The 13,616-nt window shown below is 67.0% G+C and carries 6 protein-coding genes and 2 pseudogenes; 3 read left to right on the forward strand and 5 right to left on the reverse strand.

The window, feature by feature from the left end; genetic code table 11:
• Positions 1-23: 23 nt before the first annotated feature.
• The 5 genes and pseudogenes from ACIRQ9_RS32015 to ACIRQ9_RS32035 form a co-directional block, all read right to left on the reverse strand.
• Positions 24-617 (reverse strand): DUF6262 family protein, encoded by a 594-nt coding sequence (locus ACIRQ9_RS32015; protein WP_404181318.1) that lies wholly within the window; start codon positions 615-617, stop codon positions 24-26.
• A complete protein-coding gene (locus ACIRQ9_RS32020; RefSeq protein WP_404181321.1) occupies positions 607-3,030 on the reverse strand; it encodes a tyrosine-type recombinase/integrase in 2,424 nt (807 codons plus the stop codon). Before ACIRQ9_RS32020 ends, ACIRQ9_RS32015 begins: the two co-directional genes overlap by 11 nt.
• 86 nt (positions 3,031-3,116) lie before the next feature.
• Positions 3,117-3,881: a tyrosine-type recombinase/integrase gene (locus ACIRQ9_RS32025; RefSeq protein WP_404181324.1), complete on the reverse strand. Its 765-nt coding sequence runs from the start codon at positions 3,879-3,881 to the stop codon at positions 3,117-3,119.
• Complete coding sequence (locus ACIRQ9_RS32030; protein ID WP_404181327.1) at positions 3,882-4,205, reverse strand: site-specific integrase; 324 nt, start codon at positions 4,203-4,205, stop codon at positions 3,882-3,884. It abuts the gene before it with no gap.
• A 219-nt stretch (positions 4,206-4,424) separates the two neighbouring features.
• Positions 4,425-5,213 (reverse strand): annotated as a pseudogene (locus tag ACIRQ9_RS32035) (IS5 family transposase); the annotation flags it as partial.
• A 637-nt stretch (positions 5,214-5,850) separates the two neighbouring features.
• Between ACIRQ9_RS32035 and ACIRQ9_RS32040 the strand changes: the two are divergent.
• From ACIRQ9_RS32040 to ACIRQ9_RS32050, 3 genes and pseudogenes are all read left to right on the forward strand, one after another.
• Positions 5,851-12,084, forward strand: coding sequence for a DNRLRE domain-containing protein (locus ACIRQ9_RS32040; RefSeq protein ID WP_404181330.1), 6,234 nt, complete (start codon positions 5,851-5,853; stop codon positions 12,082-12,084).
• Positions 12,085-12,210: 126 nt separating this feature from the next.
• Positions 12,211-12,444 carry a hypothetical protein gene (locus ACIRQ9_RS32045; protein WP_404181333.1) on the forward strand — a complete coding sequence of 78 codons (234 nt, stop codon included), beginning with the start codon at positions 12,211-12,213 and terminating at the stop codon, positions 12,442-12,444.
• A 291-nt stretch (positions 12,445-12,735) separates the two neighbouring features.
• Positions 12,736-13,366 (forward strand): annotated as a pseudogene (locus ACIRQ9_RS32050) (Ku protein).
• Positions 13,367-13,616: the final 250 nt, after the last annotated feature.

Here is a 13,616-nt window from a genome sequence, read left to right on the forward strand (position 1 = left end):
CCGGGAGAGGGCAGGAGGCTGCGTCATGTGTTCTCCCGACCGTTCTTTTCGCGGATCATTCGGCGGAGGCTGGTGCGGGCGGCGGCGAGGTCGTCTTCGAGCCCGGTGATTCGCTGCCGGAGCTGCGTGTTCTCCGCGGTCCTCTGCCGTTCCGCCGTGGACAGCCGGAGGTTCTCCTCGGTGAGTTCGTTGATGCGGTCGACCAGGTCGTGGTTGCCGAGCTGGTCGACTTGTTGCCCGAGGTGAACGCGGGCCTGTTGCCGCAAATGGCCGTTCTCGGTCCGGAACCGTTTGATCTCCTGGCGGGCGAGAAGCAGGTCGGTCTGCTCGCTGGCGGTCGAGACCTTCCGTCCGCTCTGCTGGTCTTGGTGGCCCTGGGCGGCTTGGCGGGTTCGTGCCTGGGCGATGCGTTCGCGCAGGCCAGGGGCATAGACGAGCCAGCTAGAGACGTCCGCCTCGCGGGCGACCGCGGCGAAGGTGATGCGCCGCTTGTCGCGGAGCATGTCCTGAACGGCCTTGAGGACGCGTCCGCGCTTGTCGGCACTGTCCCGCTGACGTGCGGCTTTCAGGACCTCCGAGGATGTCCTGGAGGGCTTCTCGGACGTCTCAGCCGGCATCCGGAGTTCCCTTACGGATCACGGTCAGCGGCAGCAGCGTATGGTCCCGGGTCGCGCGGACCTTCCGCAGGACCGCGCTGGCTTCCTCGATCTCCTCGCGTTCGGCCTCGGGGAGACTGCTGAGCCGGTCGCGCATGGTGTCGGCTACGTTCGTGAACGCGGTGATCTGGTCGGTGAGGTTGCGCGCGACGAAGTCGTCGGCGTCCATCGCCTTGGCGGTCTCTAGGTCGGCTCGCAGGTCGTTGACGTGCTGTTCGATCGCGGGCATGTAGGACGGGTCGGGGCGATAGAAGCCGCAGCCGGCGCACTGGAACCGGATCGCGCATGCCTTGCCGCCGGCCTTGACGTTGCTGGGCTCGCGGCAGTTGCCGAACGGAACGGCGACTGACTGTGCCTCGTAGTCGGTGGTGCTGGTGAATGGCGCCGGACGACCGGAACGGTCGATGGTGTGCCTCCGCATGGTGGTGATGGCCTCGCGTTTCCGCTTCAGGGACACCTGGTAGTACGACATCGTCGTGACGATCGACCGGTGGTCCATGAGCTCTTTGAGCACGTCAACAGGGATGTCGGCGTCGGCATGACGCTGGGCATAGGCATACCGGAACGCGTAGGGGAAGATCAGCGTGCGATCGAACGGCATCCGGGCGCCGTGCTCGTCGAGTTCGTCGCTCAGCAGCACCGGGATCGCCGCGACCCACTCCCGCATCGAGTTGGCCAGGCTGGAAGCCTCCATGTGCGCGAAGCCGCTGCGGTCGGTGATCGACGGGAAGAGGTGCTTCCGGCTGCGGGAAGGGACCTCGATCTGCCGCCGGCGGCCCTGCCACGTCCTGATCACGTCGGCGGTCTCGCGGGTGATGGGCAGCTTGCGTCCGTAGCGGCGCTTCTTGACGTTGTCCCAGAGGAGAGTGTTCTCGCCCTTGCGGGTCTCCAGGCACTTCAGCCGCAGACTGGCGACCTCAATGGGACGACGGCCGGTGTCACGCAGGACCAGGTAGGCCGTCTGGAGCATCAGTTCGATGTCGGCCCGCTCCATCTCGCCGTAGGGAAACCCGGCTCCCATCAGGGCCAGGTGGGCGTCCATCTGGTCGATGATGGGTTCGGGGACGGCCTTGCCTGCCGCATCCTCGATGGTCTCCTCGTGCGGGAGAACGAGCGTCTTGTCCCGGTCGAAGCTGCCGGGCAGACCGTCCAGCATGTCCGTCTTGCGGCCGAAGTCGATCAGGTCGAGGAAGACGCTGGAGGAGTCCATCCGCCATTTGCGGCTGGCGAGTTCACCGTTGTCGCTGCGGCGGATGCAGGACATCGCGCTGAAGACGGCCTGCATGTCCGCGAACCGCAGCCGGGCCAGGTCCTGCCCGCCGCTTGGCCGGGTATGGAGAGCGTCGGAGGCGACGACGCAGGCGTTGAACGTCCGCTTGAACTTGTCGTTCTTCATGCTGACGGTCTCGGCCCAAGTCTTGAGGACTTCCCTGAGCCAGGGCTGGCGGATCGCGCTGGCATCGACGTGGCCGTGCCGCTGCCGGCGGCCGCCCAGACCCGCGGACTTCAGCCCCAGCGAGGGGAGGTCCCAGAGGTCTGCGTCGGTGGGGGACATGCCGCGGAAGGACAAGGACGCCAGCCGGATGGACCGGGCGAACTCGCGGAACTGAGCGACGATGTTGTTGCCTCTCAGCATCCTGGCGGCGAAGTCCTCCGGCTCGACGGTCAGCAAACTCGGGATCCCGCCGAGTTTGGAAACCAGCAGACGGGTTGCCGCCGGCTCAAGAGCGCCGCCGCGGGCATCTCGCTGCTGCAGCCCGTAGAGAACCTCCCAGCGGACTGCCTCCTCCAGGGGCCGCAGGCAGAACTGGTTGGACCGCAGGTTCGAGGCCACCCTCGAAGCCCAGGCTTCCGGGTCACCGGTCTCGACGCCTTGGCGGCGGTCCAGCTCCCAGGACTGGTAGTGCGGGTTGCAGAACGTGTTGAGCACCCGCTGATGAGGGCAGCCCCGGACGATGCAGGTCGGCCGGGCCAGAAGCGGCTGGGTATCGCCGGAGACGACCCACTCCTCCAGGCTCATGGTCTGGCTAAACCGGCGTCGATAGCTCGTGTAGTGGGTGCGGCAGAGGTCCTGGGTGTAAATCGGTCGCTCGCATCGCACCGAGTCCCGCTCCAGGACGCAGGCGTCGCGTTCGGCACCCTGCTCGAGCCGGATGCGGCGGGGCCGCTGGTAGGTGGCGGCGAACTCCTCCCGGCTCAGCCCGCTGTCGCGGTGGACCTCCGAGCAGTGCCGGCAGAACCCCCTGCGGGCGGGCATCAAGGTCCAGCACGAGGTCGTCCTGCACTTGTCGACCCGCGTGCGGGGGTGGGCCAGGTCGCCGTCAAAGAACCACGCCTCTTGGGCCCATTCGCCCGGCCGCCAGAGGGGATCCACCCGTTCCTGCAGCCAGCCCGTCCAGGAGGCCAGGTCGAGCGGGACGTCCGGGGAGACCGGATCAGCGATGATCGGTGCAGGACTGTTCATGACCGCCTCCTTGCCGCGACCAGCTCGACCGCCGCCCGCTTCTCCCCGTCGGTCCTGTGCAGGTAGGGCGTCAGCGAGGACCGGGAGATGTGCCCCATCAGGTCCTGGACGACGTCCTCGTCGACGCCGGCACGGGCCCAGGCCGTGGCCGCCCCGTGCCGCAGCATCTGCGGACGCGCCGTGAGCTGGGTCTTCTTCGCTAGCCGGTCGAAGAGCTCCTTCGCGGTGCCGTAGCGCATCGGCTGCCCCAGCGGGGCGTGGAAGAGGTTCACGAACACCATGTCGCAGGCGGTCGCCTCAGGGACCTCGTCCCGTTCGAGCTGGTAGTCCGCGTAAAGCCCGGCGAGGTCCTCGGTCACCGGGATGATCCGGGCGAACCGGGACTTGGCCAGGGCTCTATTGGCGTTGTTCGCCCGCCGCCGGACGTGGATGTGCGGGCCTTCGACCCGGCAGCCGAGCATCCGGGAGTCAATGAGCAGGTGCATGTCCTGGCGCCGCAGTCCCAGGGCCTCGCTATTCCGCTCTCCCGTGCAGCCGAGCAAGGCCACCAGAAACCTGTCGCGGGCCCGCGTGGCGACCTGGAACAGCCGGTCAGCCTCCTCCGGGGTCAGATACTCCACGGCCTCCTCAACCGGCTCCGGCAGCTTGAGAATCTTCGTCTTCACGGTGCGGAACTGGCCGTCCTCGCCCGCTTCCTTGCCCGGCGGCAGCCAGTTCAGGTACTTCGTCTCCGTCAGCCGGGCCACCAGATCCGCATCCACCTACTCGTTGCGCGAGCAGAACCGCAAGAACTCGAAGACCCCGGTCATCACCGCGTTCGCCGACTTCTCCAGTCGGAACCGCGGCAGGGCCGTGACCCGCAGACTGCGTGGCGGCAGCGGCTCGTCCACCAGCCACCGCAGGAACCGAGCCAGGTCCAGGAGAGTGATCTGCTTCCAGTCCAGGCCCCGCTCGGAGCACCAGGTCAGCAACATCGCGGACCGGATGCCGTACGCCTTTTCGGTGTTGAACGAACGGCCCATGTCCCGCAGCGAGGCCAGGAACAGGCAGGACTCGTGGTGGAGCCGGTACGACTCATCGGTCACGACCCACAGCGGGCGCCCGTCGACTGGGGACTCGGCGCATGCAGCACAGAACTTCATGACGCGGATGACTGACCATCAGCACGTGCCTCACAACCAGCAGATATCCCACAGTCACACGGACTGATGAGCCCATGTGCCTCACACAACAAGGGCCAGATCAGAACCGCAGATAACCGTGGTCGTCGTCGCCTACATTGAGGTCTGATCCTCGCTGCTATTGCGGGTGAGCCTGCGGGTCATCAGCGTGATGAGTGCCCAGATCAGGTGAGCTTCCGAGTGCTGTGGGAGACGTTCGTAGTCGCGGACGTTACGGCGGGACTTCGTGATCCAGCCCAAGGTCCGTTCGACCTTCCAGCGTCGGGGCAGGACGACGAAGCCCATCGCGCCGCGGGGCCGGGAGACGGTCCTCAAGGTCATCTTCAGGAAGTCGTCGGACCAGGTGGTGAGTTGGCCGACGTAAGCGGAGTCGGCCCAGACCTGGATGATCTGCGGCTGCATGACACGCAGTCGCCAGAGGAGTTCGCGGGCGGCGCCCCGGTCGGTGGTGTCGGCGGGCGTCACCGTGATCATCACCGGGAGCCCGAGGGTGTCGACGGCGATGTGTCTCTTGCGTCCGTTAATTTTCTTGCCCGCGTCGAAGCCACGGGTGGCCTTGGAGACAGTCTCGGCGCCCTTGACGGACTGGCTGTCGACGATCAGCGTCACTGGCCAGGGGTATCGCCCCTGGCCAGTGCGGACCTGACGGCGGAGCTGGTCACGCAGGAACGCCCCTACTCCTGCCCAGTGCCAGCGGGCGAAGTGGTGGTAGACGGTCTGCCACGGCGGGTAGTCGGCGGGCAGGGCCCGCCACTTGACGCCGTTGTCCACGACATAGCGGATAGCGTCGATGATCTCCCGGCGGTGCCATTTCTCGGGCCGGCCGCCAATCTTGGTGCGGCAGGCCGGGATGGGCAGCAGCGCCTGAGGGCCTCTCTGGGGAGGTCTTCGCGCATCGCGAGATCCCGCCACAGCGGATACGTACGGGCGCTGGCCATCTTCGGATCCCCTCCCACTCTGACCCGGCGTCATCGCCTGGTTGCTATCCGTGGAACGACCGTACGGCGCTCCCGGGCGTGAGCGTGTCGCGATCCGTACATCGCTCGCGTGTCGGATGCGCGAGGGAGGCCAGCCGGTAAATCCGCCCCGCTCAGTCGCACCGTTGTGTCCCGCTTCCCCACAGGGGCAACGGTGGCTGGATTAACACATCGGTAGGGCAAATAAATCACCTATTGATGATCAATTTCCCTGTTGAGTGGATCTTCCGTAAAAGGTTGATCAAGGTCGCACCTGCAGTGCGGAGGTGACCGAACGTGATCTAGCGGCCAAAGTGGGCGAATTGTCCATGTTTGCAACCTGCGTCATGAGTGGCTTTCGTGAATCATTCAAGGCTTTCCATCGATCACCTTTGCTTTCTCTTGGTGATGTGCACAGCGATCGCAAAGGAGTTGCGTGTGGGCGATGTAAAGATCTGCCCTCCATAGCTTCACCAGCAGAAAGATCACGGGGGTTGTCCGTGCGTAGCAGATCCCGGTCCGGCAGACTCGGCAGAGCCGGTCGACCGAGAAGTTTCGGCCACTCTCCGACGCGCATACGCGCGATAGGCTTGGTGGCCGCCGTCGTCTTGGTCGCCGAAGCCGCCCTGACCGTTGCCGATACCGGTACGGCGGTGGCTCTCCCCGACGACGCCACCACCTCGGCCGTGACGTCTACCGCTTCGGCGGAGACCCATTACGGTGCCGCCGAGGCCAAGGACGCCACTTCTGCCCTCCTGATGGCCCGGTTGCAGGACCGGAAGATCGAGGTGTTGTCGGAGCGCACGGGCGACTCGACGACCTACGCGCTGCCGGACGGCAGCATGCAGACCGAGGACTACGCCGGCCCGGTCCGTGTGAAGCAGGCCGGTGCCTGGCACGACATCGATACCGATCTCTCCGACACCGGTCCGGACCTTGAGCCGCAGGTGGCAGCGGCGGACATTGCTGTGTCGGATGGCGGTGACACCACTCTCGCCTCGGTCACAAAGGGATCGGATTCCTTCGGCCTGGGCTGGGCGGACAAGCTCCCCACCCCGACCGTCAAGGACGACACCGCCTCCTACGACCTCGGCGACGGTCAGACCCTGTCGGCCACGGCGCTGGCGCAGGGCTTCTCGGAGAACATCACGCTGGACAGTCGCCCCTCCGACCAGGCGGTCAGCTACCGGATCCCGCTGCGCCTCAAGGGGCTGACCCTGTCCCAGGCCGGCTCCGGCCACCTCCTGCTGAAGGATGGCGACGGCAAGCTGGTCGCCGAGGCGCCCGCGCCGATGATGTGGGACGCGTCCAAGGACCCGGCCTCCGGTGAGTCCGCGCACGAGGAGCAGGTCTCGACGAAGATCGAGACCGCCGACGACGGTTCCCAGACCCTCGTCCTGACCCCGGACGCCGGCTTCCTCGACACGGCCACCTATCCGGTGACCGTCGATCCGACCTCCACGCTCGCCGTCACCACGGACACCTGGGTGCAGACCCCGGACTACCCCGACTCGCAGGTCTCCTCGCAGGAGCTGAAGTCGGGCACGTACGACAGCGGCACCGATGTGGCCCGCGCCTACCTGAAGTTCGACGTCTCGAAGTTCACCGGTACGCACGTCACCTCGGCGACGATGAAGCTGTACAACTACTACTCCTCCACGTGCTCCACCTCGGGTGCCGCGACCCAGGCCCGCCGGATCACCTCCACCTGGTCCTCGTCCTCGGTGACCTGGTCCGCTCAGCCGTCCACGACGACGACCGGTATGGCGACCAACACCGGCCACTGGGGCTACAGCTCGTCCTGCCCGGCCGCCTGGTCGAACTGGAACATGCAGTCCATCGTGCAGGCGTGGGCGGACGGCTCGACGAACTACGGCATCCAGCTGCGCAGCGCCGACGAGACCGACGCGACGACTTGGCGCCGTTTCCGGTCCGCGAACTACACCACCTCCGGGTACGCCCCGCAGCTGGTCGTGACCTACAACTCCTACCCGGCCAAGCCGACTTCGGCCGCGGTGTCCCCCTCTGCGGTCAACGCGTACAACGGCAAGCGGTACGTGACGACGTACACCCCGACGCTGTCCGCGAAGGTCTCCGACCCGGACGGTTCCACGGTCAAGGCCCAGTTCGAGATCACCAACGACCCGGCCTACTCGGGCGAGACGTCGTACTCCTACACCGCGACCTCGTCCTCCGTCTCCTCCGGAGGCACCGCGACCCTGGCAGTGCCGAGCGCGAGCCAGCTGGCAGCCTCGCATCTGCGGCTTCGGGTGCGCGGCTACGACGGCACGGACTACGGCGCCTGGTCGTCGTACGTGTACTTCGTGCCGAACGTGGCCAAGCCGAACGCGCCCACGATCTCCTGCTCCCCGTACACCTCAGGCAGCTGGACGGACAAGTCGAGCAGCGGTGCGACCTGCACGCTGAGCACCACCTCCACCGACGGCGCCGGCTACCAGTGGGGTCTGGACGACAAGACCGTCCCCAACAGCGCGCTGGACACCACCGACGGCAGCGGCGGCCAGTCGCAGACCATCACCGTCAAGCCGGGCAACGGCTGGCACACCCTGTACGCGCGGACCATCGACTCCGGCGGCAACATCTCCACCTCCACCACCTCCTACGCCTTCGGCGTCGGCAAGGCGGGCCTGGCCTCTCCGGTCACGGGGGACACCACGGACGAAGACGTGACCCTGTCGGCCACCCAGTCCGGGGCGTTCACCGGGGTGACCTATCAGTACCGGATCGGCGACAGCGTCGCCTGGCAGCCGATCCCGGTCACGTACGTGACCAGGGCGGACGGCTCAGCGCTCTCCTCCTGGCCGTTCACCTTCTCCGCCACCGCGAAGCCCGACGACCTCACCTGGGCGGCCACCGGCCAGCTCACCGACGACGGCCCGGTCCAGGTGCGGGCGCTGTTCACAGACGGCACCAACACCTACGGCACCGACGCAGCGACCGTCACCATCGACCGCAAGGCCGACAACGCACCCATCAGCGCCGTCGGACCCGGTACGGTCAACCTGCTCACCGGTAACTTCTCCCTGGACGCCACGGATGCCGGCGCGTTCGGCGCCGCCGTCACCCGCACCTTCTCCTCCCGCGATCCGCTCGCCGGGGCGGGACGGTCCGGGCAGGTCGCAATCTTCGGCCCCAACTGGACGTCCGGGATCACCGCGTCCACGTCCCGTTGGACGTACATCCGCGAGACCTCGACCACTTCGGTCGCCGTGATGGACTCAGGTGGCGGCCAGACCGGCTTCACCCTCAACGCGAACGGCGGCTGGACCCCCGAGCCGGGGGCTGAGAACCTCAACCTGACCCTGGCCGGCGACACCTACACGCTGAGGGACTCCAGCGGCAGCGTCACCACCTTCGCCAAGGTGTCCAGCACCGCGCCGACCTGGCAGGTGAAGACCTCCTACGTAGTGAACAACTCCTCCGCGAACACCACCACGGTGTTCTCACGGGCGGTCAACCTCTCCGACGGCACAGTGCGCGCCGAGCCGCAGTACGTCATCGCGCCCACCAGCGCGATCAGTGCCTCGGACTGCATATCCGATCCTTCCAAGGCCTACTGCCGGGTGCTGGAGTTCGTCTACGCCTCCGACACCACCGCGACCTCCTCCGCGTTCGGCAACTACGCGGGGCAGGTCCAGCAGATCAAGCTGTGGGCCACCGCCCCCGGCGGGTCGGCCTCGACCTCGACGCCCATCGCCCAGTACGCCTACGACACCTCGGGCCGCCTCCGCGAGGTCTGGGACCCGCGCCTGGACACCCCACTGAAGACGGCGTACACCTACGACAGCGCCGGACGGGTCGCCACCGAGACGGACCCGGGCGAGCTGCCCTGGACGTTCTCCTACAAGCAGGTCGGCACCGGCGGTGACGCGGGCGACGGGATGCTGCTGTCCGCCTCCCGCCCGACCCTGAAGCAGGGGACCGCCTCTACCACCGACGGCACCGCCACCACCAGCGTGGTCTACGACGTCCCCGTCTCCGGAACGTCCGCGCCGAACCAGCTGGATAAAGCCACCACCGCCACCTGGGACCAGCACGACAACCCGGTCTACGGCGCCGCCGTCTTCCCCGCCTCCACCACCACACCGTCATCCCACAACGGCGCCGACCTCAACGCCGGCGCCTACACCACCGCGACCATCAGGTACCTCGACGCCAACGGCCGCCAGGTCAACACCGCCACCCCAGGCGGCCACATCGCCACCACCGAGTACGACACCGACGGCGAGGTGACCCGGGAACTCACCGCCGGAAACCGGGAGCTGGCACTCGGCACGACGACCAGCTACGACCCCTTGTTGGCAGGGGCCATCGCGAGCGCGAGCAGCCCCGCGAGCGCAGCCGACCTCCTCTCCACGACGACCACCTACACCACCGGCACCGACGGCGCCGCCCTCGCATCCGACGTCTACGAGCCGCTGCACACGGTCACGCTCCAGCACACCCTCTCCGGCGGCACCAGCGCCGCCGACCTGGCCGCCGGAACCGAGACCCTGGCCCGCGCGCACACCGCGTATGCCTACGACGAGGGCCGCCCCAGCGACGCCAAGGTCTCCGACCTGCTCACGTCGGCGACGAAGGGCGCGAGCGTCATCGGATACCCGGCCGACGGCGACCAGGCCAGGAGCACCAGCACCTACGACTGGTCGACCGGCCTCCCGCTGACGTCCGTGACCGACCCCCCCGGGCTCGCCCTCACCACCACCTACACCTACGACAGCGACGGCAACCTGCTGTCCACCACCGGACCGAACAAGAACACCACCACCGAGACCGTCACCACCTACTGGTCGGCGACCGGCTCCGGCACCTGCCAGGGCCGCCCCGAGTGGGCCGGCCTCACCTGCCAGACCGCGCCCGGCGCCACCATCACCGGCGGCGGCTCCAACCCCTCTGAGCTGGTCACCAAGTCCTACGTCTACGACCGTCTCGGTGGGCCCAAAACCGTCACAGAGACCGCGAACGGCTCCACCCGCACCGTCACCTACACCCGTGACACGGTCGGCCGGGTCATCAACAAGGCGATCAGCGGCGGCAAGGGCACGGACACTCCGGACACGGCATACACCTACGACACGGCCACCGGCCTGCTCGCCACCCAGACCAGCAACTCCCAGACCATCACCCACACCTACGACAGCCTCGGCCGCCAGATCGCCTATTCCGACGGCTCCGGCAACACCACGACCACCGCGTATGACAGCCGGGACCGCGTGGTGAGCGTCTCGGACTCGGTGCCGTCGACCACGACGTACACCTACGACGGCACGACGGGTTACCCGGCCAAGGTCATCGACTCGGTGGCCGGCACCTTCACCGCCACGTCCTACGACGCCGATGGCAACCTGACTGGTGAGACCGCGCCCGGTGGCTACACCCTGTCCCAGACCTACGACACCACCGGCACCCTCACCGGCCGCACCTACACCGACTCCTCGAACACCACGGTCCTCGACGACCAGGCCGACTACACCGTGCTGGGCGCGGAGGCCGACCACACCGAGAACAACGGCGCCTCCACCGGCACCGACTACACCTACGACGCGGCAGGCCGTCTGACCCAGGCACAAGACGACACTGGCGCCACCTGCACCACCCGCGCCTATACCTTCGCGTCCGCGACCAGCTGGGACCGTACAAAGCTCACCACAGACAGCAGCACCACGGACTGCGCTGACACGACGACCACGATCACCACGACGGCGACCCACACCTACGACAGCGCCGACCGGATCACGGACAGCGGCTACACCTACGACGCGTTCGGCCGTACCACCGCCACCCCCGACGCAACGTACACCTACTACACGAACGACCTGGCCCGCAGCGAGGCGACCGGCACCAGCCGACAGACCTGGACCCTGGACGCGGCACAGCGCCAGGCGGCCACCACCAATGCGTCCAGCACCGACGGCGGCACCACCTGGACCACCGGCACCACGTCGACCAACCACTACGGCGACGACACCGACAACCCGTCCTGGACCGTCGACTCCTCGGGGTCGGTCAGCCGGGCGGTCACTGACGTGGCCGGCGTCCTGGGCGCGACCACCTCGGCGAGCGGTTCCGTCACTCTCCAGCTGGCCGACCTGCACGGCGACATCGCGGTGACCCTGGCCACGGCCACCACCACCGCGACTGCCTACTCCTACGACGAGTACGGCAACACCACCAACACCTCGCGCTACGGCTGGCTCGGCACCGCCCAGCGGGCCAGTGACACCCCCACCGGTGTCACCCTGATGGGCCAGCGTCTCTACAACCCGACGACCGGCCGCTTCCTCCAGACGGACCCCGTCCAAAACGGCAGTGCCACCGCATACGATTACTGCAACGGTGACCCGGTCAACTGCACCGACGTCAACGGCCTCTGCCCCTCCAGTTGGATCTCAGGGACGGCCTGCGAGATCGCCGTGCAGGGGGTCACCTACGGCGTCGGCGCTGCCGGCGACGCCGTCTGTGCCGCGGTCAGCGGTCCCGGATTCCTCATCTGCGCAGCTGCCATGGGTGGCGTCGGAGAGGTTGCCGGGTATTTCGTCGAAACGAGGTTCGACGGTGGATGGAGTTGGAAGACAGCCAGTCAAAAGTTCATCGGCGGTCTGGTGGGCGGGGCTCTTGGGGGCGGCGCTATCAAGAAGTTCGCAAAAACAAGCACAGGAAAGAAGTTCTTCAGATGGCTGGGGAGCAAGATCATAGCCCTGGGTGTGAAAATCGAAAAACTCCTGAATAAAGTCCACGTCTCTGCACGCGGGATAACCGGTGTCCTGACGCACTTGGCCGCCAACTTGGAATCCTTCGCGAGCTGAGTCAACGGCCATCGGCGATCGCATCCATACTTCAATGATGCAGTAGCCTCCGGGGAGGATTGACAGGAACCCTGGTTCCTGTCAATCCTCCCCGGCGATCGACGCAAACCAAATAGGGATTCTGGAATGAAGAAGACGCTCAGGGATATCCTGCCGCTCCTGTTGACTCTATTCCTGGCCAACACGTCTCTTCGAGTGTATGAGGGGCTCCAGCATGAGCAGAGTTGGTCTCAGGTCATCCTCAAGATCGCGATAGGCGCGATACTGGCCCTGGTGGCCCCCGTGATGGTCCTCCTCGTGATCCGAGCACGGAATCGGAAGAAGAATTCAAGCCCTGCACTTGATGATGAGGGCATATAGACGTCGCTTCTTGACGATGATCGGCATCACGGCCCGCCACCTGGCCCGAAAACTATGCGAAGTACCTGTTCAGGCCGCTGACGGCGGGGAGGTGAGAGTGCTTTGGTAACCGAACTGGTGGGGACCGCGGACGACCTGGCGGGTCGACCGGTCCCAGCAGTTAACGCCATGGCTGAGATGTACCAGACCGAGACGAGGACGCCGTCGCCCCGTGAGGCCGGCGGCCGTGCCGCGCAGCGGGGCGGACCGTAGCCTGGAAGGGCTCGGGGCCCGCCATCACGGCAGTTGGTGATGCCCCGGAGTATCTGGTCGGGCGCGATCAGCTTCGGCCTTGTGACGGTCCCGGTTCATGTGGTGAGCGCGACCGAGGACCACTCGGTGCGCTTTCACCAGTACCACCTGGACGACATGGCCCGCGTGCGGGTGCGCAAGTTCTGCGAGGTCGAGGACCGCGAGGTCCGCCCGGACGAGATCGGCAAAGGCTTTGAGCTGACCAATACCCAGGTCATCCCGCTCACCGACCAGGACCTGCGCAAACGCGGAGGTCGAGGAGGCGGTGGAGCTGATCGAGCGGATGACCGCCGATCGCCGCGAGGGGCCGGAGTTCGTTGATCACTACACCGAGGCGCTGGAGAAGGTGATCGAGGCGAAGCGCGAGGACCGTGAGCTGCCCGAAGTACCCGAGCCGGAGCAGCCGGCGGGCAAGGTGCTCGATCTGATGGCCGCGCTGCAGGAGTCCGTGGACAAGGCGAAGGCCTAGCGCGGCGAGGACACCGGCACCGACGCCCAGGTTCACGAGATGCCCGCGAAGAAGACGGCCAAGACCACCACGAAGAAGACGGCCTCCAAGAAGGAGACCGCGGCCGCGAAGAAGACGGCGGCCAAGAAGACGACTGCCCGCAAGCCCCGGCGCAGCGCGTGACCGCGGGGGCCGCCGAAGCCCTGCCGGTCCGCCCCTCGGTGGGGCACCGCGGCCGGGACCAGAAGCGCAGCAGTTGGTCCTCGCCGCCGCTCACAGACACTCGTTGGCGTACCGAACGGACCGCCCACCGCTCCTGTACCGGTGCCGTGCACCACTGAGCCCTTTCCAACCTCACTTGCCAGGCGGGCGGTTGGGCTGACAGACGGATGAAGCCCCTGGTAGATGGGTTTTCGACCAAGAGAACCGTCTC

Source organism: Streptomyces sp. NPDC101237 (genome assembly GCF_044767465.1).
Classification (GTDB): Bacteria; Actinomycetota; Actinomycetes; order Streptomycetales; family Streptomycetaceae; genus Streptomyces; species Streptomyces gramineus.